Origin of the sequence: Priestia sp. YIM B13490, assembly GCF_042787735.1 — a bacterium.
GTDB classification, from domain to species: Bacteria; Bacillota; Bacilli; order Bacillales; family Bacillaceae_H; genus Priestia; species Priestia megaterium.
This window is the reverse complement of the sequence record NZ_JBHZOT010000025.1, coordinates 1-20,898: the sequence shown is the minus strand read 5'-3', so window position 1 is coordinate 20,898 and position 20,898 is coordinate 1. Positions and strand designations below refer to the sequence as shown.

Annotated in this window: 20 protein-coding genes and 1 pseudogene; 6 read left to right on the top strand and 15 right to left on the bottom strand. The window is 35.9% G+C overall.

Features of this window, described 5'->3' with window-relative positions:
* Positions 1-39: 39 nt before the first annotated feature.
* Complete coding sequence (gene speG, locus ACFX4R_RS28435) at positions 40-564, top strand: spermidine N1-acetyltransferase (RefSeq protein ID WP_013056444.1); 525 nt, start codon at positions 40-42, stop codon at positions 562-564.
* A gap of 313 nt (positions 565-877) precedes the next feature.
* Here speG and ACFX4R_RS28430 read toward each other — a convergent pair.
* The 3 genes from ACFX4R_RS28430 to ACFX4R_RS28420 form a co-directional block, all read right to left on the bottom strand.
* Positions 878-2,034 (bottom strand): IS3 family transposase gene (locus ACFX4R_RS28430; protein ID WP_377571581.1). Its coding sequence is split into 2 segments (ribosomal slippage): positions 878-1,764 and positions 1,764-2,034, totalling 1,158 coding nucleotides; the frame shifts between segments, so codons are not numbered across the junction.
* A gap of 324 nt (positions 2,035-2,358) precedes the next feature.
* Positions 2,359-3,165 (bottom strand): carbon-nitrogen family hydrolase, encoded by an 807-nt coding sequence (locus ACFX4R_RS28425; protein ID WP_377571579.1) that lies wholly within the window; start codon positions 3,163-3,165, stop codon positions 2,359-2,361.
* Positions 3,166-3,176: 11 nt separating this feature from the next.
* The gene (locus tag ACFX4R_RS28420; RefSeq protein WP_097823753.1) at positions 3,177-3,836 is read right to left on the bottom strand and encodes an MBL fold metallo-hydrolase; all 660 of its coding nucleotides are present in this window, start codon (positions 3,834-3,836) and stop codon (positions 3,177-3,179) included.
* A gap of 102 nt (positions 3,837-3,938) precedes the next feature.
* Between ACFX4R_RS28420 and ACFX4R_RS28415 the strand changes: the two genes are divergently transcribed.
* The gene (locus ACFX4R_RS28415; RefSeq protein ID WP_377571577.1) at positions 3,939-4,322 is read left to right on the top strand and encodes a winged helix-turn-helix transcriptional regulator; all 384 of its coding nucleotides are present in this window, start codon (positions 3,939-3,941) and stop codon (positions 4,320-4,322) included.
* A 206-nt stretch (positions 4,323-4,528) separates the two neighbouring features.
* On the opposite strand, the gene ACFX4R_RS28410 is transcribed toward ACFX4R_RS28415, so the two are convergent.
* The 4 genes and pseudogenes from ACFX4R_RS28410 to ACFX4R_RS28395 form a co-directional block, all read right to left on the bottom strand.
* On the bottom strand, positions 4,529-5,002 hold the full coding sequence (locus tag ACFX4R_RS28410) for a hypothetical protein (protein ID WP_043981843.1): 474 nt from the start codon (positions 5,000-5,002) through the stop codon (positions 4,529-4,531).
* A gap of 138 nt (positions 5,003-5,140) precedes the next feature.
* A pseudogene (locus ACFX4R_RS28405) lies at positions 5,141-5,263 on the bottom strand (TetR-like C-terminal domain-containing protein); the annotation flags it as partial.
* 201 nt (positions 5,264-5,464) lie between these two features.
* Positions 5,465-5,860, bottom strand: coding sequence for a cupin domain-containing protein (locus tag ACFX4R_RS28400; RefSeq protein WP_097823756.1), 396 nt, complete (start codon positions 5,858-5,860; stop codon positions 5,465-5,467).
* Between the two features lie 17 nt (positions 5,861-5,877).
* Positions 5,878-6,198, bottom strand: coding sequence for a carboxymuconolactone decarboxylase family protein (locus ACFX4R_RS28395; protein ID WP_377571575.1), 321 nt, complete (start codon positions 6,196-6,198; stop codon positions 5,878-5,880).
* A gap of 244 nt (positions 6,199-6,442) precedes the next feature.
* Here ACFX4R_RS28395 and ACFX4R_RS28390 point away from each other — a divergent pair, with 244 nt between their 5' ends.
* Entirely contained in the window at positions 6,443-6,847 is a 405-nt protein-coding gene (locus ACFX4R_RS28390) for a MerR family transcriptional regulator (protein WP_176521243.1), read from the top strand.
* A 173-nt stretch (positions 6,848-7,020) separates the two neighbouring features.
* Here the strand turns inward: ACFX4R_RS28390 and ACFX4R_RS28385 are convergent, their stop codons facing one another.
* Positions 7,021-7,782, bottom strand: a complete 762-nt coding sequence (locus ACFX4R_RS28385; RefSeq protein WP_377571572.1) for a class I SAM-dependent methyltransferase — start codon at positions 7,780-7,782, stop codon at positions 7,021-7,023.
* Positions 7,783-8,008: 226 nt separating this feature from the next.
* Positions 8,009-8,836 (bottom strand): mechanosensitive ion channel family protein, encoded by an 828-nt coding sequence (locus tag ACFX4R_RS28380; RefSeq protein ID WP_230184391.1) that lies wholly within the window; start codon positions 8,834-8,836, stop codon positions 8,009-8,011.
* Positions 8,837-9,254: 418 nt separating this feature from the next.
* Between ACFX4R_RS28380 and lgt the strand changes: the two genes are divergently transcribed.
* The 3 genes from lgt (at position 9,255) to ACFX4R_RS28365 (ending at position 12,834) form a co-directional block, all read left to right on the top strand.
* Positions 9,255-10,070 carry a prolipoprotein diacylglyceryl transferase gene (gene lgt, locus ACFX4R_RS28375; RefSeq protein WP_377571570.1) on the top strand — a complete coding sequence of 272 codons (816 nt, stop codon included), beginning with the start codon at positions 9,255-9,257 and terminating at the stop codon, positions 10,068-10,070.
* 281 nt (positions 10,071-10,351) lie between these two features.
* On the top strand, positions 10,352-11,398 hold the full coding sequence (locus ACFX4R_RS28370) for a YeiH family protein (protein WP_377571568.1): 1,047 nt from the start codon (positions 10,352-10,354) through the stop codon (positions 11,396-11,398).
* A gap of 476 nt (positions 11,399-11,874) precedes the next feature.
* The gene (locus ACFX4R_RS28365; protein WP_097823763.1) at positions 11,875-12,834 is read left to right on the top strand and encodes an aldolase catalytic domain-containing protein; all 960 of its coding nucleotides are present in this window, start codon (positions 11,875-11,877) and stop codon (positions 12,832-12,834) included.
* A gap of 147 nt (positions 12,835-12,981) precedes the next feature.
* On the opposite strand, the gene ACFX4R_RS28360 is transcribed toward ACFX4R_RS28365, so the two are convergent.
* The 6 genes from ACFX4R_RS28360 to ACFX4R_RS28335 all read right to left on the bottom strand — a co-directional run.
* A complete protein-coding gene (locus ACFX4R_RS28360; protein WP_013082624.1) occupies positions 12,982-13,317 on the bottom strand; it encodes a L,D-transpeptidase in 336 nt (111 codons plus the stop codon).
* A 119-nt stretch (positions 13,318-13,436) separates the two neighbouring features.
* A complete protein-coding gene (locus tag ACFX4R_RS28355; protein ID WP_377571565.1) occupies positions 13,437-14,699 on the bottom strand; it encodes a glycoside hydrolase family 18 protein in 1,263 nt (420 codons plus the stop codon).
* 342 nt (positions 14,700-15,041) lie between these two features.
* The gene (locus tag ACFX4R_RS28350; RefSeq protein WP_377571563.1) at positions 15,042-16,496 is read right to left on the bottom strand and encodes a GntP family permease; all 1,455 of its coding nucleotides are present in this window, start codon (positions 16,494-16,496) and stop codon (positions 15,042-15,044) included.
* 207 nt (positions 16,497-16,703) lie between these two features.
* A complete protein-coding gene (locus ACFX4R_RS28345; RefSeq protein ID WP_097823767.1) occupies positions 16,704-18,692 on the bottom strand; it encodes a YjhG/YagF family D-xylonate dehydratase in 1,989 nt (662 codons plus the stop codon).
* Positions 18,693-18,811: 119 nt separating this feature from the next.
* On the bottom strand, positions 18,812-19,732 hold the full coding sequence (locus tag ACFX4R_RS28340) for a dihydrodipicolinate synthase family protein (RefSeq protein WP_377571560.1): 921 nt from the start codon (positions 19,730-19,732) through the stop codon (positions 18,812-18,814).
* Between the two features lie 308 nt (positions 19,733-20,040).
* Positions 20,041-20,898: MFS transporter (locus ACFX4R_RS28335; RefSeq protein ID WP_377571558.1), on the bottom strand; the 858-nt coding region annotated here is incomplete at its 5' end.

The following is a 20,898-nucleotide window of genomic DNA, read 5'->3' as shown; positions in this document are numbered from 1 at the left end:
AAAGTGCTAAAGTAATGCTAGAATGTGGAGGTTTGAGAAATGAATAAGGAACTTAAGTTACGTCCTTTGGAAAGAGAAGATTTAAAATTTGTCCATGAACTCAATAATGATGCAAACATTATGTCTTATTGGTTTGAAGAGCCTTATGAAGCTTTTGTAGAGCTACAGGACTTATATGATAAACATATTCACGATCAAGGTGAGCGTCGTTTCATCCTTGAAAAGGACGGGGATATGCTGGGATTAGTGGAATTAGTCGAAATTGATTATATTCATCGTAGAGCAGAGTTTCAAATTATCATCGACCCTACGTATCAAGGTCATGGCTACGCCATGGTTGCCACAAACCTAGCAATGAATTATGCCTTTTCGGTATTGAATATGCATAAACTTTACTTAATTGTAGACAAGGAAAATGAAAAAGCAATTCATATCTATAAGAAGGTTGGTTTTTCTATTGAAGGTGAGTTAAAAGATGAATTTTTTGTTGATGGAAGCTATCATAATGCTATAAGAATGTGTATGTTTCAAAAAGAATATTTACAAACCAAAAATAAAAACTAAGGTTGAACTAGTATAAGAGTCCTGGTCACCAAAAAAAGAAGAAAGAATGAAATTGGGCTTCTATTATAGGAGTAAAAAATCCTGAAGGAGAAATGTGCAAACCATTTAAATATGATAACATTGTAAATTGTAAATTATAGAAACCATAAGGATGGTATTATGAGTACATTTAATCCAACAGGATTGCTATTATTCTTAATAATTATTGGTTTAATAGGATTCCTAGCTTTTAAAGTTGTTAAAAGGTTAAAAAAGAAATAAGTAACAAAAAGGGGACTGCACCCTGTTTGTGAGACAGGAATCAAAGCACCTTTTAAACAGCCAGCTGCCGGTATTGTACTGGTGACTGGTTGTTTAGTTTCGTTTGAATACGGGCATTGTTGTAATAAGTAATATAGTTTTCGACGATTTGTTCGACGATGGTGGTCGTCGTATATGTTAACTCGTCGAGGTAGAACGTTTCAGACTTTAGCGAGGAATGAGACGATTCAATGGAGGCATTATCTGCGGGTGTCCCTTTACGGGACATACTCATAGTAATGCCTCTTTCTTTAATTTTTTCTTGATAGAGATGCGATGTGTACACAGATCCTTGGTCACTATGCAACGTACATCCTTTAGGCAAAGAAGGAAGTTGGCTTAACGTATCTAAGACAAATTCTACGTTTTGATGATCACCAATCGAATATGCAATGATTTCCCCATTAAATAAATCTTGAATACTTGAAAGATACAACTGTTTAGGACCGAAAGGCAAGTAGGTAATATCAGTTACTAATTTCTGCAGAGGGCGATCAGCTTGAAACTCACGATTTAATACATTCTCCGCAACCTGATAAGGTTGCCCGGTTTGCTTTCGTTTTTTTCGTTTCACGCGACATTGCCAACCATATTTCTGCATGACACGTTGTACAAATTTATGGTTAATCTTCATCGTTCGATTGAGTAATGCTGTAATTTTTCGATAGCCATATCGGAACTTGTGTTTCCGACATTGCTCACCAACTTGTTGTTCCATCCATTTCTTTTTCTTTGTCCGTTCTGATTGTTCCTGTTGCCTCCAGCGATAATAAGTCGATCGAGGGATATCAAGGTACTGACAGATTTGATAGACTGGTATCTTATCTTTTAACTCTTCTACTACGTTCACTACGATTTCTGGAACCACTTCCTCTCCAATTCCTTGTACTTTTTTAAGACCTCAATCTGTTGTGTTAAATACCGGTTTTCGGCTTTCAATTTGGATATTTCGTCTTTAAATCCAGGCCCCTTTCCATATGAATACTGCTTGCCTACAGGCTGTTCAAATCGATGCATTTCTCCATTTTTATACCATCTCATCCACCTTTTTAATTGGGTGTAACTGCGAATATTTAATTGGGAAAGCACTTCTTTGACAGGTACACCAGCTAATCTCATCTCAATAGCTTTTATCTTTATCTCTGCCGGATAACTAACTCTTGTCCCCATAGAAAAAACACCTCCAAGTGATTGTTAGGTAGTATATACCCGTTTCTTAACTTAAAGGTGTTTTTTATTTGTCTCACTATAAGGGGTCAGTCCCGATAGTTCTTCCAAGGATCCTTTTTCCGGAGTATGCAGCTTTTTATACATTGTTGACTGATCAACGTTTTCTCAGTAGGTGGATGAGAAACTAATGTATAAGAAGTGCACCTTTTATACATATGTTAATTTTAAAAAATATAGTATTTTCAGGTGAAACTGCCTCTTTTTTTTAGTAAACCTTTATAAGATATTCTGATAACATCCAAATTTGAGATGATATACAAATTTCTATTCTGCATGCTTATAAACATCCGGTCTCAGGCTTTCAAATATTGGAATGTATGTTTGTTGTTCTGTAACTTTCTGTATATTAATTTCCGCTGTTATAATCTCTTCTTGATCTCCCCCCTCTTCTACGATGTTTCCATTGGGATCAATGACCATTGAATGCCCCGCGTATGTGTTGCCGACATGATTTTCATTACTCACTTTTCCCACGCTGTTACATGCAATGACATAAACACAATTTTCTATAGCTCTTGCCCTCAATAGTGTTCTCCAATGGTCTATATTTCTGGTAGTCCATTGTGCAACGTAGAATATGACTTTTGCACCTTGAGACGTTGGGTAGCGTGTGATTTCTGGAAAACGTAAATCATAGCATATAATTTGACTGGCTTTGATATTGTTAATCTCAAAGACATCTAGGACTTCATCTCCCCCTGTTAAATAATGATGTTCATCCAACATCGGCACGAGATGTATCTTATCTTTTTGATAGAGGAGCTTACCCGTTTTTGATACAGCAAAGGCTGTATTATAAATATTTTCATTTCTTTTATTTGAAACTGAACCTGCAATGATATTCACTTGATGGTTGATTGCTAAACGTTGAATAAAGGGAAAAGCTCTCTTTAAATCAATATCTGCTTTTTCTGCTACATTTTTTAAATCATAACCTGTATTCCACATTTCAGGTATCACAACAATCTCAGTATCTATATGCAGCTTTTCTTCAAATAAGGACTCAATGCGGTTTTCGTTTTGCTTAACTTCACCTTCTATAATCTCTGTTTGAAATAATTGTATTTTCATTTTTCTCCCTCTTATTCATATATAAATTTATAAATAGGATATAAATCACAGTTGTATTTGACATCTTCGCCATGTGATGAAGAAATAATAGAAGGTTTAATTTCATCTATAATTCGTCCGCTATTAATATTTTCACCCATATCAACTGTAAACTTTCGAATCGGCGGATGTAAGGATTCAGCATTAGAAAAGAATAAGTCTCCAGTTAGCAGCACATTGTCATCTTTATGGTGGTATATCACATGTCCTGGTGTATGACCGGGTGTTAAATACACATCTAAAGGTAACTTTTTAATGATGTTGTTACTTAGACTTTCAACTTGATGTTCCACCCCTGTTGTTTCCTTTTCTGCCTTATTTGGATATGGTTTTTCGCCATTGATAAAAGGCGCTTCAACTTCGTGGGCGTAAATAGGAATATTTAAATTATCTCTTAAATACTTGGCGCCATTAATGTGATCTAAATGGCCATGTGTGAGTAAAATACTTTTGGGGATACCTAAAGATTTTGCTATATTTAACTGAGTATGTGCATAGTCTTTCATTCCTGTATCAATGATATGAACACTCTCACCATCTAGCACGTACCATGTATTAATTTTGACAGGAATTCCTACAACAGTTTTGTAAGTAAGTTTGTAAATATGTCTAGAAATTTGGACAAATTCCAATTGATGCACCTTCTTTTGTTTTATTTGATAATATAAGTTTAGTAAGAAAAAATAGACGTAACAAGAAGGCACAATTTTGTTACTAGCCATTGAGGTGAAAAAATGTCAGACTTTAAAAGTGATCAATACGGTCCTTGTACGTTAACTGTAAAGCATGCTTGTCCAATTGAGTTAACGATGCATATGATGGGTGGTAAATGGAAAGGTATTATTTTATCTTTGTTATCAAAATCACCCATGTATTATAATGCAATGCGCCGTGAAATACCGGGTATTACCCAGCGTATCCTTACACTGCAGCTTAGGGATATGGAAAAAAACGGATTGATTGAAAGAGAAGAAACAAACGATAACCCTAAAAGGGTTTTATATTATTTAACAGATCTTGGAGAAAGTTTTGTTCCAATACTAAAATCTTTAGAGAAGTGGGGCAATGTTTATATAAGTCAGCAGGAAGAGGAATTAAGAAAAATTGTAACGTTTTAAATAAACTCCTTAAATATATTTTACTTCTTTTTAATGACGCCTTGTTTTTTTATAATGTAAGTACTTAATTAAGTAGTATCCGCGAAACTATATTAACTTGAAAATGCAAACTTATTCAATGAGAAAAGCCTTTACCATGGCGGTAAAGGCTTTTCCTATGCTCTTCCCTAATGGGAATCTCTTGTTATCTTTATCTCTATTTTTCATTAAGGTCTATGAAAATTGACTGTTTTCTCGTCATCTCCTGTTCGTTCAAACCATCCTCTAAAAGCCCAGTTATCATAACCTCCATCGCCTTCATTAATAAATGTTCCTTCTTCAAATACCCAGACACCATAGGTAATACCATCATAATCTACGGTGTCAAAATATTGAACACCTTGTAATTGATCTGAATTATACCCTTGGCTCAAATTCATAACCATTACATTGTATCGTTGACCTGATTCAAAGAATGCTTTTTCCATTGCTCCCTTGACGAAACCACTTCGATTGTCGGCTGTTTTAGCCGCATCTGCAATCGCTTGTCCTATGGCTACGGGATCAACTGTTACGTCTCCTCCAACTTCTGCAGCCTCTGCAGAGCCTGCAGAACCTCCTAAATTCGGTAGAGCTAATGGCGTCGCTAACACAGCTAAACCTACGGCAGAAGCTACAACAGCTTGTTTCGCTTTTCTCATTTGATCTCCTCCTATTTTTAGGTGATTCTTAGAACATTTACCCTTTATTACCAAATTAAAACAAAAAAGATATTATAATTAAGAATGGGAGATGGATAATTTTATTCTTCTAAAGCTTTTGTCCAACCAAACCTAAGTTTATAAGTTTCTTTCTAAAAGCTCTCTTGCTTTTTCTGCCATTTCTCTCGGTGAATATGGCTTTTCATTTTTGAGCCACCACTCAACTACGCTGACGTACGCATTAGCAACAAATTCAGCAAGTAATAATTCATTTAGTTTTACATACAGCTTTTCTCTTTATAAATCTTTTTTGATCTTTACTCACGGGTGTTACCAATCGATTTGTTTCTTATCTCTGAAAAGCTTTTCATTGGGTTCTTCAGAGCCAATTGCTGCTAGCCATAAAATGAAAAGCGAGTAATCATGTGATCAGTTTCTTAAAACGGCATATATACGTTATGCTTATAACTTATTAAACCATTCATCATCAACAGGTTCTAGCCATTCTGTTTCTCCTGGTGTCATTGCTAAGTGCACAAACCAGCTATCCTTTGTGGCGCCATGCCAATGTTTCACATTTGGTGGGATGTTCACGACATCACCTTTTTTTATTAACTGTGCTGCTTTACCTTCTTCTTGATACCAGCCTTCTCCACCTGTTACTAATAATACTTGTCCAACTTTATGAGAATGCCAGTTATTACGAGATCCTGGAGCAAAAGTTACATTTCCAATAGATGTGTTAAGCGGCTTTTCGTCTGTAAATACCATTTTTAAATAGGCGTCTCCACTAAAGTTGGCTTCCACTTTTTGTCCTAGTGGAAAGATTGTGCTATTACTTAATTCTTCATGCTTCATATTTCTTCTCTCTCCTTTTAAGCGTTATAAATTTTTTTAGCAATATTAAAAGCAGACCATGCTTTGGGCCACCCTGTATAAAACGAAAGATGAGTAATCACTTCTACAATTTCGTCTTTGGTTACTCCGTTTTTCTTTGCTTTTTGAAGATGCGGCGTTAATTGCTCAAAGTTTCCACCCGCAATTAAGGCAGAAACTGTAATCATACTTCGATCACGCGGAGATAACTCTTTCTCTCGCGCCCATACTTCGCCAAACAAAACATCATCATTAAGCTCAGCAAACTTTGGAGCAAATTCCCCTAACAGCTCTCGTCCTGCGGTTTGTTTTTCCGGCATCTCTCTCTCATCCTTTCTTTCTATTTTGATCGTTACAACAGGTGTAGTATAAGACTTAAACTTAGGTTTAAGTCAACAAGAGAATGTCGATGTTTTAAGAAGAAATTCATTATTGACTTAAAGTCGACTTTAAATGATAAGTTCAATAGATATAAGGAGACAATACTAAAGAAAAAACAATTATATATAACTGACTTTAAGCATTCAGTATTAGTTCAAATAAATGATAGAAAAGGTGAATACGATGGCTTATTCAATTGGAGAATTTGCAAAAATCCTTGGCGTAACAGCAAGTTCACTCAGATATTATGAAAGACAAGGTTTGCTTACACCTAATCGGGATGAGAATAATTTACGAAGATATACGGATGATGATATTGAATGGGCGAAGTTTCTCCTCCATTTAAAAGGTTCAGGTATGTTAATAACAGAGTTAAAACAATACACTAAATGGCGTGCAATAGGTGATAAAACAATCCAAGAGAGATTACATCTACTTGAAAACCGCAAACACCTTGTACAACAGGAAATACAAACTTTACAACAGAGTCTAGACATTTTAAATCGTAAAATTGAATTTTATAACGATCGGTTAAGAGGCGAATTATATGATTTTGTTCTTTATCCAAATGAAGAATCAAACTCATAACATAAGACAATAGAAAAAGTTTTCTATTGTCTTATGTTTAGGTGGAAATCTCTTTTCTAAAATGTATTTTTTTAATCTATTCGGCTAGTATAGTAATGAACAAAATTGCTTGTCCCCTTTTGATCGTCTGTTAGAAAAAGTTGAGGTAACTCATTCAACATGATAACCAACTATTATTTAATGGATTTAGTTGCCAGATAACAAGGCATATATTCAGTGATTCTCCCTTTGTGGTGATGATCTTCATAAAGAGCTTGTAGAGTGAATCCAGCTTTTAGCTGTCCCCCAATTTGAGTTTCTAAAGAATGACTAAACTGTACACCGCCATTCTTTATAAGTTCTTCATCATTTTCTATCGTACTTTTAGTTCCGTCATAAGGTAATTTATGAACTACTTGTAATTCTTTCTCATCTTCTCCAAATAAATAGAGAGCAGGGTTTGCAAAGCCAGATAGCAGAACGCCACCTTTTTTAAGAACTCTAAAACATTCTTGCCAAACGTGTTCAACATCTTGAATATAGCAGTTTGATACGGGATTAAAAATCATATCGAACGTCTCATCTTCAAAGGGAAATGTCTTACTCATATCGCCTTTAACTAAATCAATAAAATAGCCTTCTCTAGCGGACACCATTTTTTCTAATTCTAATTGTTTATCAGAGTAGTCAAACACTGTAACTTCTGCATGCTGCGCTGCAAAGACTGGGCATTGCTGTCCTCCTCCACTAGCAAGTCCCAATATTTTTGCTTTTTTAAATGGAATAAACCAGTTATGTGGAACAGGCTTACAAGGTGTTAAGTAAATATCAAAAATACCTTGAGTTGCATCTGCAAAATCTTGATGATTAATAGCTAATGACCATTCTCCTCCAGCTGAAGCCCACTCATCCCACATTTTGGAGTTGATTTTTGTATAATTAGCTTTTTGTGACATAGTTACTCCCCCTTTACCTCTTTTAGTATTTTGTTTAATTTTACCATATCGCTAGAAGAATAATTTAGATGTACTAATTAATTTTTTCTGTTTCAGATAATTAATCTGTACTGGAGAAGTACTTAATAGATATTTTTAAAAATAAAAACACCCTTTTAAAAAATTAAAAGGGTGTTTTTATCTTAAGTATAAAAGCTTGTATATAAATAAGATACGAGTTTTATTTTTAATGGCTTGTCTCGAAGCTTTCAGCCATCATTAGATCATTTTTGTAGGCAGCCATTGCGAGTTCATATCTCACCTTTTGACCCGCTTCTACAAAATCAGCTTCCTTCACAAGGCCTGATACTGAATATTGGTGACCTTTAAAATCTACGTTCAGTTCAGTAATTTGATTGAATTGAAAGCTCTCTATAGGAATTCCATTCACATCTTTCAACAAATACTGGCCATATTTCTCGTTACATGTTTGTGCTACTTGCTCCATTACTTTGAAGGCATCTTCCGGATTTTGTCTATAGTTGAGAATAAGACTTTCATTTACCCGGCGTCTTCCTCGGGTTCCATTCTGAAGTTCCGTAATGTTGCTATATGAGACGGTATAGAGGTAGCCGTCATACTGACGAATCTTTAAGTAGCGCATGGTGATTTCTTCTATTTTTCCTTGGCGGTTTCCGTTGAGAATAACATAATCTCCGTGATGGATCTGACGTTCAAACAGGTAAGTCAGTCCCATTATATAATCACGGATAATATGCTGGAGGATTATTGCCAGGGCACTGGCCAACACTACTGAACTAGTGAGTATCTTTCCAAAGTCAAAGAAATGGCTAAGCACATAAATAAAGAAAAAAGCCAGGCCTACTACTCTTGTCACCTGATTAGAAAAATGCATTAAGGTTTCTTCTCGTTTTTCATCTAAAAAGCTCGTTTTATCAAAGAAAAGCTTAATGAATTTGCGAATAAAATAAACGATAAGTATAATCAGCAGCGCTACCGTTAAAACCTTTACGGGAAACTGCTGGAAGAATTCAGTGAAAACCAACTTACCCACTCCTTATTTCTAACACTATACCAAAAGAATGTACGTAAAGACAAAAATCTTCTGTTCTTCATAAACCTTAATGATAATAGCACGGTTTCATCAAAAAAAGAAGCGGTATCTATGCTTCTTGAAGGTCGGTATATTGATGATAATCTCTCAATTAATTGAAATTAAAGGAGTAAGGTGAACTGTAATAGACTAATTTTCTTCGTTATATCTTGGTAATTAAGTCAATATACTGTCTATTTTAATTTTGACAATTCTAAGGAGATTATTCTGTTACACTAAAATAGGCAAAGAAATCATGATCGTTCGTAAGCAAAAGTTGTCCTTTCTTTATCCAATTAGATATACTAAAAAGGCAATCCAATTTAATACTGCTCTTAAAAAATGTAAGAAAATCGATATGAAGTAAAGGAGAAAAAACATGAACCAACACACACAACCTTTAAGCCCTATCGCCTTCCATCTTGGTCCACTTGAAGTCCATTGGTATGGAATTATCATAGGAATAGGAGCTTTCTTAGGCTTCTTGTTAGCCTCGAAAGAAGGAAAGAAACGAGGGATCTCTTCAGAAACCATCTCTGATTTACTTCTGCTAGCACTACCCATTGCTATCATTACTGCTCGAATTTACTACGTACTTTTTGAATGGAGTTATTATAAAGACCACCCAGGCGAAATTATAGCAATTTGGCATGGAGGCATAGCTATTCACGGTGGAATTATTGGCTCTGTATTAACAGCTATATGGTTTTGCAGAAAAAAGAATCTTTCTTTTTGGAAAATGGCTGATGTTTTAGCTCCTAGCTTATTATTAGGCCAAGCTATTGGCCGGTGGGGAAACTTCATGAATCAAGAAGCACACGGCGGACCTGTTACACGTCAGTTCTTAGAAGCTTTACATTTGCCTGATTCTATTATTAACCAAATGTATATAAATGGAACTTACTATCATCCTACGTTTCTCTATGAATCACTTTGGAACATAATAGGTGTGCTTGTCCTAATCGTACTAAGAAAATCCTTGTTAAAAAGAGGCGAAGTCTTTCTTACTTACCTGCTATGGTATTCGATAGGAAGATTTTTTATAGAAGGACTGCGTACAGATAGCTTAATGTTAACCTCTCATATCAGAATAGCTCAATTAGTTTCTTTCCTTTGTGTGCTAGGCAGCTTGATTCTGCTATGGTATAGACGCAAAAAAGGCTTGGCAACTAGTAAGGCTGTCTTTCTCTCATAAGAACCGATATTTTTATGCAGTTTTGTAAAATTAGTAGTTGATGGACTATGTTTCAGATATCAAAACGTGTAATGAGAAATAAAAAACCAATAAAAGCAGCAAGTTGATTTTCAGTGAATTTGAAGATCAACTTGCTGCTTTTACGCATTAGTTATTAATATTTTTAATCGAAACTATGATTTATATATATTTTACTAATAACAAACCGTCTTTTATAGTTAAGGTATACACTTCTTGTGTGAAGCTGCACTTGATAAGAATTCATATTGGAGATGAAATGTATGATAAATATAAATAAAGTCCAAAAACGAACTCTATTCCCACGAACAAATGCCCAGACGTCACCTAATGTTTTTTTATGGGCTGAAGGAATTGCTTTTACTTTTCTTTTTGCTTTACTTGCTTATGGCTTAGCGAAAGTCCCGGGGTTTAATCATATCGGTCCACTAGCCTGTTCAATTATAATGGCAGTCATTTATCGTCAAATTTTGGGGTACCCTGAAAAAATAAGATCTGGAATTGAATTTTCTTCTAAAAAGCTGTTACGCTATGCCATCATTTTATATGGCCTAAAGCTTAATATTGATGTTGTTATTCATCACGGATTAGGATTGTTGCTTCACGATGTGGGAACGGCTGTATTTGCGATTGTTTTGACGGTTTTTCTAGCCAAATGGATGAAAGCTGATAGCGGTTTATCCCTTCTTTTAGCGATAGGAACAGGAATATGCGGTGCTGCAGCTATTGCGGCTGTTTCTCCGATTGTAAAAGCAAAAGAAGAAGATACAGCTATCGGAGCTGGTGTTATTGCTTTAGTGGGAACCCTATTTGCGATTGGATATACCATTTTAAGACCTTATATACATTTAACAAATATTCAATATGGAATTTGGTCAGGCGTAGGTCTCCATGAAATTGCCCATGTAGCTCTAGCTGCAGCACCGTCTGGACGCGATGCTCTAGCTATTGGACTGTTGGCTAAGTTAGGCAGAGTGCTCTTACTTGTGCCATTAAGCTTTATCTTAATGTACTGGATGAAGCGAACAGGAAAAATTAAAAAGGATACTAAGATTGAATTCCCTTGGTTTTTAATAGGTTTTATAATCATGAGTATTTTTGGGAGTTATGTCGTTGGTAAGCACCTTATAATACCTAAAACGATCATGGATGATATTTCAACTCTAACTACCTTTCTTTTAACAATGGCTATGGTCGGGCTAGGGTTAAATGTAAGTTTGAAGGCTCTTCGAACAAAAGCATTAAAGCCGTTGATTGCGATGTTTATTACCTCTATACTCTTATCATTTCTTACGTTTTGGACGATGTAAAGACAAGTAAATTAAAATGATTAAGTAACAGCTACTACTTCCTATACAACTGTTAATGCGAAAAAAGTTTCTTATTTCTCAGGTTTTAAATCTCTTCCCAAATTTATGGATTAATTATAGAGAAATCTAAACCTATAGCCTAGATACTAATGGCAGTTCCCTCCCTAATAAACGTTTTCAATTAAAAAACAATCTTTATTGCATTAAGTAGTGATGTAATAAAGGTTGTGTTTGTATATACTAGGGGTTGTAGTGCTGAACTTAGTGTTGTTTTAAGAGCATCAAGCGGATAAAAAGCCGAAGCATCTCCTACCATGAAATGCAGTAAAGCAGTGAAACATTTAGAAAATACATTGACGCCCCTGAATCAGTCATGGTATAAACACAATAGGAGAGTTTAGCACTTAAAAGCATAAAAGCGATAAAGTTTAAAACGATATTTATATAAATAGAATACATAGGAGGAAACAACTACCATGGGACATAATAGCAAAATTATAGACTGTACCATTCGTGACGGAGGTTTAATTAATAATTGGGATTTTAGCGTTGGATTTGTGCAAGACTTATATAACGGCCTAAGCGCAGCCGGCGTTGAATACATGGAGATCGGTTATAAAAATTCACCTAAGCTTCTTCAAGCAACTGAGCCCAATCCATGGAGATTTCTTGACGATAACTTTCTCAAAGAAATTATCCCTGAGAAAAAGTTCACGAAGCTATCTGCCTTAGTAGATATTGGGCGTGTAGATCCAAATGACATTCTGCCACGTGAACAAAGTATGTTAGATATGATTCGAGTGGCATGCTATATTCGCGAAGTAGATAAAGGCTTAGAGCTTATAAAAATGTTTCATGATTTGGGCTATGAGACCTCACTTAACATTATGGCACTATCTAGCGTACCGGAAAATCAGCTTATTGAAGCATTTGAAATGGTAAAGAAAAGCCCTGTAGATGTTGTATATATCGTTGACTCCTTTGGAAGCCTAGACCCTGCGGATATTGAGCATCAAGTGAAAAAGTTTCAAGCCATGATTCCTAGCAAACAGCTTGGGATCCATACCCATAACAACATGCAGCTAGCTTTTGCTAATACATTAACTGCAATGCGCAGTGGCGTTACATTCCTTGATTCATCTGTTTATGGTATGGGCCGTGCAGCTGGTAACTGTAACACAGAGCTGCTTGTTAGCTACATACCAAAACCACGCTATGAGATGAAGCCGATTCTTGGCGTAATTGAAAAGCATATGCTTGAAATGCGTCAAAAGTGGGAATGGGGCTATATCATTCCTTACATGATTTCTGGTGTACTGAATGAACATCCACGTGTTGCTATGGCTTACCGTGATAGCGAGGATCGTGACAAATTCGTAGATTTTTATGACAAAGTGACGTCTCCAGAAGTTACTACGTCTCCATCATCAAAATAAGTTAAAATGCTAAAAGTACCTCTGTTAATCGGGGTACTTTTTTGTTTTTGTACAAAGAGCCCATGATTGTATAGCGTCTACTTAAACTTTGAAACCCTCGATCTCGACAATTAGCTAAATGTAAACAGTCGTGCTCTTCTTAAACTATTATTTATGTATGTAAACCGGCGTTCCAATGGGAACTACAGAGGAAAGTTCTAGAATATCTTCATTGTCCATTCTGACACATCCATGTGACATATCTCTGCCAATAGAAGCTGGATCATTAGTCCCGTGTATTCCATATGTAGGTTTTGATAGTCCCATCCATAAGGGACCAAATACAGCTGGAGGGGTAGTATCTTTATTAATGATTTTAAATTTTCCAGTTGGAGTTGGCGTAATCATTTTCCCTACAGCAATAGGATATGTCTTTACTAATTTAGCTCCATCATATAGTTTTAATTGATGCTGCTTTATTGAGACATCTATCCTTTTTGCCATGGCAGTACCTCCAACTTCTTATAAGTTACTATAAATAGAATTTTTTTATTGTTAACAACGTATATCGAATAACTGTTAACTGAAAAATATCTAAATTAATCCATAAAAACTAATGCTATTTATACCGTTCTAATAGTGAAAAATTTTTTTAAAAGCCAAGGCCCTGGCGTAAATCCAAGTGTTAATTGCCAAGCTCCTATTGCTTGCAAACCAAATTTACGAACTAACACCATTTTTTCACTCATGCTTCTTACATCTTCAAACCATAATTCATGCATCTGTCCCGCTTGATCTCTATACTGAAAAAATGGCGATTTGTACTCTTTTGAATATTGGATAGGCGACTGATATCTCATCGCTGTTTTAATCGCATCTTGATTGGATATAGCAGATGCTACTGTGCCGGGCTTGTAAGGAATTGGCCAGTTATATCCATACAAAGGGACTCCAATGATAAGCTTTCTTCGCGGAACACTTTTTATCGCAAATTCTATTGTTTTTTTTACTTCAGTAATAGGTGCAACAGGCCCTGGTTCGCTGCCTGCATGATGCCAATCATATGCCATAATGAACATATAGTTAACAACGGCACCTATTCCACCGTAATCATATCCTTTTAACCAAGGAATATCTTCGCTTGTCTTCGCTGGAACCGCTATGGTCAGCGCGTATCCGGCAGGTTTTAAACGTTCACCCAGCTGACGTAAAAATCCTGTAAAAAGATCTCTATCCTCGGCCTTTACACGTTCAAAATCAATATTCACCCCGCCGTAGCCTTTTCTAGATACTAAATAAAAAATATTATTAACAAGATTGTTTCTTGCCTGAGGGTTATTTAAAACTTGATGGGCAAGATCCGAACTAAACCCTTCAGAAGTTAGATTAGTAATCGTAACTAACGGTGTAACTCGGTTTTTCCAAGTCGTTTCAATTGCTACTAAATCGTTTAAATCATTCATAATATCTCCATTGCTGCCAAAATGATATTCAAAGATAGAAATGGACGAGGAATAAGTTGCAAAATCAGTAATTAAATCGCGATCTAATTCTGGATTTCGAACGGCATAATACTCCAGTGTACCTGCAATATAGTCTGATATATTAGGGATTTTCATTTTCATTCCCACCTGCAAATAATTATAATGGACTGAAGGATTAGCTCTTTTTAATTGTTCTAAGGATACATAAGCTTTTTTAGCAATACTCCTCATCGTATCACCAGGTTGAACTGTGTATACATAAGAAGCTATAAGTAAGGCTTGACCTGGAACAACATTTGTTTCTTCTAAACCATTTACCCTCCTAAGCTGCGCAATGGGATAATCATATCTACTGCTTATTGAAGACAGGGTATCACCAGGTTGAACTATATGAACAAACATGTTTTCTCCTCCTATGTACTCTTTATCGAATTATGTTTTATTTCGTGACAAGTTTAAAGAAGCCATTCAATAAATGTATATGAGTATTGTTTGTTTATATAACATAAAGAGGCAGGCATTTATAAAACAATCCAAATGGTTTCCTTACCTACAAGAAAACGATGGATTATTCCTTCTACACAGAGAAATATTGAATATGAGCAAAGCTAGTATAACAACTGATATTGGATCATAAAGTAAAGGTAATTAAAAGTATAGTCTAGTTGTACAATTCTGCTGAAAAGGCAGCCACATATGTGGCTGCCTTTTTTAGCCTTTTATTTTCTTGAAGACTCTATGCCTTTATACATCCAAAACATCGTTTTTATCTTTGGGTTGCTTGAAAGGTTGGTAAAAAATACCGAAATATATTGCTACTATGCTAATAAAAACTGTTAATATCATTGAGATAATTAAGGATGCGTCTAATAACAAAATGAACCCTAATCCGGCTATGGAAGTAATAGTGGAAAGTATTGTCCATGTTGAAAATGTTTCTTTCATACTTAATCCAAAATATTCTTTAATCATCCAAAATCCTGCATCATTAACATGTGAGCAAATTGCACTTCCCGCTCCCGTTGCAAGAGTGACTAGGGCTAAATTAGCATCGTATTGAGACAGCATTGGAATAACTAATCCTGCAGTGGATATAGCCGCAACTGTGGCTGATCCTAAAGAGATACGTAATAACGCAGCAACTACCCAAGCAAGTATGATAGGTGACATTGAAGTTCCTTTAAACAATTCTGCTACATAATCTCCTACACCACCATCAATTAGTACTTGCTTGAAGGCACCCCCACCTCCAATAATTAATAGCATCATACCAATTGCAGCAATTGATGATGTACAAGAGTTCATAACTTCTTTTATAGGAGTATTTCTTGCTATTCCCATTGTATAAAATGCAAGAATTAAAGATATTAACATTGCAGATGAAGGGTTTCCTATAAGACGAATTATTTCAATCGTTGTATCATCTTCAAATCCTACTGATTTTTGAATCATATCTAGAATTGTAGATATAGACATTAATAAAACAGGAAACATTGCAGTTAATACGCTTATGCCGAAACCTGGTGTTTCGTTAAGTTTGAATGTTTTTTGTTCACCTAAAGAAGCTATATTACCCGTCTTCTTGAATGCATCAGGTACAATTTTTTTAGCCATCTTAGTATATAAAGGACCTGCTATAATGACGGTTGGTATTGCAACAATAATACCGTAGAGTAAAACTAATCCAATGTCAGCACCATACTCACCAGCTATGACTGTTGGTCCTGGGTGTGGGGGAAGGAAACTATGAGTTGCTAATAAAGCTGCAGCCATAGGAATACCTAAGTGCAAGATAGAGGCTCTTAATTCTTTCGCAATCGAAAATACAATTGGGATTAATAAAACTAATCCTACTTCAAAAAATAAAGCTATACCTACAATAAACGAAGCAACTACAACAGCCCACTGAATTCTTTTTTCTCCAAATTTGTTAATTAGAGTCATGGCGATACGCTGAGCTCCCCCTGCGTCAGCAATTAATCTCCCAAGCATTGCACCAAGCCCAAATATTAAAGCTATATGACCAAGTGTACCTCCTAATCCAGCTTCAATGGATGTGACAACCTTTTCCATAGGCATTCCAAGTGCTAAAGATACAACAAAAGATACAATTATCAATGAAACAAATGTATTTAATTTAAATCCAGTAATCAAAATTAGTAACAGAATAATCCCAATCGCTACTATAAATAATGGCATGATATACCTCCAAAAAATAATTAAAATATTTTTACTTGCTCCACTTATTGAAACACTAACTTTATATTTTAATTAGTAAGTAACTCTAGGACGCTTATGCTATTTTGTTTACTAGTCATAAAGTACAATTATTCGAAAAAACGCCCTTTGGTAAACGCTTTCAATTGAGGCCTTAAATATTTTTAAATTAATATTAATATTAATAGGTTAATTCTGTACTAATGTTTTTTCTTTGTCTAATGCTTCTACGCCTGCTTTTAGAACCTCAATAATTCGATCTGTGTCATAGATATTTCCACGCCACGTTCCTCCACTAACCGATTGAAGCGCAGCCCACAAACGAGTATCATCTGGAAGACCCGGATCCGGTTTTAGTTCTGGATGAAGGTCACGTTCTTGCAGGACTTTAGTTGCTTTTTCTAAAGAAAGTCTCGTATTCTCAGTTCCAACAAAATTAACTGAACCCACTAATTGATTACGGTCAATAATGATTTCAATTATGTCTCCATCACGCAATTTTCCAATTGGTCCCCCAGCTAATGCCTCAGGTCCAATATGTCCGATACATGCACCAGTAGAGACACCAGAGAAACGCGCGTCTGTAAGTAAGGAGACATGTTTTCCAAAAGACAAATGTTTTAGTGCCGATGTTAATTGATATGTTTCCTCCATTCCGGTTCCTGAAGGACCACCGCCCATAACCACCATTATATCTCCTGCTTCTATGCCTCCTGTTTTAATCGATTTTATGGCTGCTTTTTCTGAAGTAAAGACCTTTGCTTTTCCTATATGTCGATATACCCCATCTTCTCCTACCACAGATGGATCAATAGAAGTTGATTTAATTACTGATCCTTCAGGGGCAATATTTCCTTTCGGGAATGTAACTGTGGAAGTTAGACCTTTTTCTTTTGCTTTGGCTGGATCCATAATAATATCATCAGGATTGATTCCATCAGCTTCTAACAATTGTTTTTTCATAATTGCACGTCTTTCTGATTTTTCCCACCAATCGAGGTTTGAACCAAGAGTTTCTCCAGTAACTGTTAGTACATCTTCATGCAAGACACCTAATTTTCTCAAATGAAGCATCACCTCCGGTACTCCCCCTGCTAAGAATACCTTAACAGTTGTATGGCCTACAGGACCATTTGGTAGTACATCGACCAAACGAGGAACTTTTTTATTGATTCTAGTCCAATCTTCAACGGTAGGTATCTTACAATTAGCTGCATGAGCAATTGCTGGAATATGAAGTAATAAATTTGTTGAACCCCCGAAAGCTGCATGAATGACCATAGCATTCTCTATAGCTTTATCTGTAATTATATCTTTGGTGAAAATCTTTTTCTTCTCCATTTCTAAAGCCGCACGTGCTGATTGCTTAGCCATCTCCATCCATACTGACTGGCCTGAAGGTGCTAGCGCTGAGTGGGGTAAAGCCATTCCAATTGCTTCCGCCACAACTTGAGAGGTACCAGCTGTCCCAAGAAATTGGCATCCTCCTCCCGGTGTAGCACAAGCACGACATCCAAGGTCAGCAGCTTCTTGCAAAGTAATTTCGTTGTTTGCGTATCTTGCCCCAATTGTTTGAATCTTTCCTGCATCTTCTCCATTTGTAGGTGGAAGAGTAACACCTCCAGGGACAATGATAGTTGGCAAGTCATGCATTGATGCCAGAGCTACCATCATTGCTGGAAGACCTTTATCACATGTAGCTACTCCAATAACTGCTCTGCGAGTAGGCAATGAGCGAATTAATCTTCGATAAACTATAGCCGCGTCATTTCGAAAAGGAAGGGAATCAAACATACCAGCAGTTCCTTGGGAGCGCCCATCACATGGATCGCTTACGAATCCTGCGAAGGGCACGCCACCCTGTCTACTGATCTCTTGGGCTGATGCCTTCATTAATAAACCTATTTCCCAATGCCCAGTATGATAGCCTAATGCAATTGGAGTACCATCATGATTCCTGATTCCACCTTGAGTACCGAGAATTAGAACTTGTTTTCCAAGTAGATTTGAAGGTGCCCAGCCCATACCAACATTTTGTGATAATCCAAAAAGGTCACCACTTGGTGAATCTAGCAACATTTCGGGTGTAAGTGGGAGTGAACCATCTGCTCCCTTCGAATGAGTTTGAATTTTATAAAGAGATACATCCTCTTCGCCAAATATGGATTGCAATGACATATGTATTCCTCCGTTAATAAGATTTTTTATAAAAAAAGATATATTTTTATGTTGCTCATACTATCTTCTATTAATTGGAGAATATAGGTTCCTCGAAAACAACATCTTTCATTAATAATTTATGAAAATTTTTCTGTCCCTAGTGCCTGGCCTAGTATTTGTTTTACTTGTTCCTTCTTTCTTTCACTAAGTTCGCGAGCTGGAGAGATCATGTTTGTAGAAACTTTTATCCCCCTTAAAGAAAGAGCTTCTTTAATTACACTTACAAAAGGCTTATCTATTTGATATAAGGATAATAGACCTGACAATAGACGATGTGATTCAATTGCGCGAGCATAGTCTTTTCCCATAAAAGATTGATAAATATTTACAGAAAGCTCTGGTGCAAAGTTTGCAGTGCCGGGAATGGAGCCATCTCCACCGAGAGATAACGTGTTTAAAAAATGATCATCGTATCCTGAGAAAACAGCGAAATCAGGATGGGCAGCTTTTACAGCTAAAATCATTTCCCTTGTATGAGCGACGGCATCAACAGTTTCTTTAATACCTACAATATTAGGATAAGATTCGACTAATTTAAGAACAAATTCTGGCGATAAATCTTGGCCTGTTAATGCTGGGAAATTATATAAAAGGGTGGGCATATCTACTTTTTCAGCAATTTGAGCAAAATGCTGAAAGAGATTGTCCTCAGATAACGGCCAATAATATGGGTTAATAACTACGATTCCATCTGCCCCTATTTCTTTTGCATGCATACTTAGTGAGATAGTCTCTTTTGTGCTTGGAGTACCAGTGCCAATTAAAACTGGCAAACGTCCATTTACATACTGAACTGCAAATTCTGCTACTTTCTTCCTTAAAGAAGTTGACATTTGACTAAATTCTCCGCCCGACCCTAAAAAAAACAGCCCATTTACTTTAGACTCAATTAGAAAGTCAATTAAATTTTTCATTCCCTTTTCATCTAAGCATTCATTTTGATCTACTATTGTAGAGACAGGCGGAATTACCCCATGAAACCTTGTTGTTTTTTTCATTATATTTCCATCCTTTTAAAATTTAATAAAAACAAATTTTTTAAGCTCATATAAAAACTTAACTTAATTGTTTAAATATAATTTTTTTGTATTTTGGCAAAAAGATATAAGAGATTACTATATCTTCTATTTGTTAAGAATTGACTTTCTTCTAATAAAGGGTCTCTTTAGATACGTGTAGTAGCTAGAATTGTTTCTTTTTAAATGCTTTAATTAACCTAATAAGAATTTAGTTATTATTGGCTAAGCAATGTTATTATAAATCTTTGCTTAGCCTCCTTAATATCACATTATTTATAGTCATTTTATTATTCTGCTCTCTCTTGAATAGGGTTTTTCACTAAAAACCAATAACAAAGTGCTGCACATCCTGCAATAATACCACCTGATATGAAGGCAAGAGAGTAAGATCCAGTCTTATCTACAATTAAACCTGCTATAAAGGGTGAGAGTGCACCTCCAAAATAACCTCCAAAGTTTTGTATAGCGCCTACAGATGCAACCATAGAAGGAGGGGCAATATCACCAGCAAGAGCCCAAGCACTTCCTGTAATTGCGGAAATAAAACAAAGTGCTAGTGTGAATAAAGTTATTTTCATAGCAAGACTATCCACAAAAGGAACAAAAATCACCACAATAGCAGCTAATATAGCACAGATACTAATTAGCGCACGTTTTGCCTTAACTGGAGACGTTATGCCCTTATCTACTAGTTTTTTTGTAAGATACCCTCCAAAAATAGCACCAAATATTCCACCCACCCACGGGATACTTGCATAAATGCCTAGCTCTTGAAGCGTAACCCCATGCACTTCAACGAGATATAGAGGAAGGAAGACTAAGAAGATATTCCAAATCCAAATGGTACAGAAGAATCCTAAAATCATTCCCCAAACAGTTTTGTATTTAAATAACGATCTCCATTTAATTTTTGAATTTACTAGGTTTTCCTCAAAGCCAGCACCTTCTAATTGAATATATTCAAATTCTTCTTTAGAAAGTTTTCTGCTATGTTCTGGGTTTTTATAAAAAATCCAAAAAGCAATACTAAATAACACTCCTGCAATACCGGTAATATAGAATAATGACCTCCATCCAAAAGCCAACATGATTGCGACTAAAAGTGGAGGAGCAATAGCAGGACCCCATTTCGATGACGAATCCCA

Coding starts and splice junctions, on each gene's coding strand:
- ACFX4R_RS28345 (WP_097823767.1), bottom strand. CDS start 18,692: ATGTCATTGCAATCCATATTTGGCGAAGAGGATGTATCTCTTTATAAA.
- ACFX4R_RS28340 (WP_377571560.1), bottom strand. CDS start 19,732: ATGAAAAAAACAACAAGGTTTCATGGGGTAATTCCGCCTGTCTCTACA.
- ACFX4R_RS28385 (WP_377571572.1), bottom strand. CDS start 7,782: ATGTCACAAAAAGCTAATTATACAAAAATCAACTCCAAAATGTGGGAT.
- speG (WP_013056444.1), top strand. CDS start 40: ATGAATAAGGAACTTAAGTTACGTCCTTTGGAAAGAGAAGATTTAAAA.
- ACFX4R_RS28355 (WP_377571565.1), bottom strand. CDS start 14,699: ATGTTTGTTCATATAGTTCAACCTGGTGATACCCTGTCTTCAATAAGC.
- ACFX4R_RS28415 (WP_377571577.1), top strand. CDS start 3,939: ATGTCAGACTTTAAAAGTGATCAATACGGTCCTTGTACGTTAACTGTA.
- ACFX4R_RS28410 (WP_043981843.1), bottom strand. CDS start 5,002: ATGAGAAAAGCGAAACAAGCTGTTGTAGCTTCTGCCGTAGGTTTAGCT.
- ACFX4R_RS28350 (WP_377571563.1), bottom strand. CDS start 16,496: ATGCCATTATTTATAGTAGCGATTGGGATTATTCTGTTACTAATTTTG.
- ACFX4R_RS28425 (WP_377571579.1), bottom strand. CDS start 3,165: ATGAAAATACAATTATTTCAAACAGAGATTATAGAAGGTGAAGTTAAG.
- lgt (WP_377571570.1), top strand. CDS start 9,255: ATGAACCAACACACACAACCTTTAAGCCCTATCGCCTTCCATCTTGGT.
- ACFX4R_RS28370 (WP_377571568.1), top strand. CDS start 10,352: ATGATAAATATAAATAAAGTCCAAAAACGAACTCTATTCCCACGAACA.
- ACFX4R_RS28395 (WP_377571575.1), bottom strand. CDS start 6,198: ATGCCGGAAAAACAAACCGCAGGACGAGAGCTGTTAGGGGAATTTGCT.
- ACFX4R_RS28400 (WP_097823756.1), bottom strand. CDS start 5,860: ATGAAGCATGAAGAATTAAGTAATAGCACAATCTTTCCACTAGGACAA.
- ACFX4R_RS28360 (WP_013082624.1), bottom strand. CDS start 13,317: ATGGCAAAAAGGATAGATGTCTCAATAAAGCAGCATCAATTAAAACTA.
- ACFX4R_RS28365 (WP_097823763.1), top strand. CDS start 11,875: ATGGGACATAATAGCAAAATTATAGACTGTACCATTCGTGACGGAGGT.
- ACFX4R_RS28390 (WP_176521243.1), top strand. CDS start 6,443: ATGGCTTATTCAATTGGAGAATTTGCAAAAATCCTTGGCGTAACAGCA.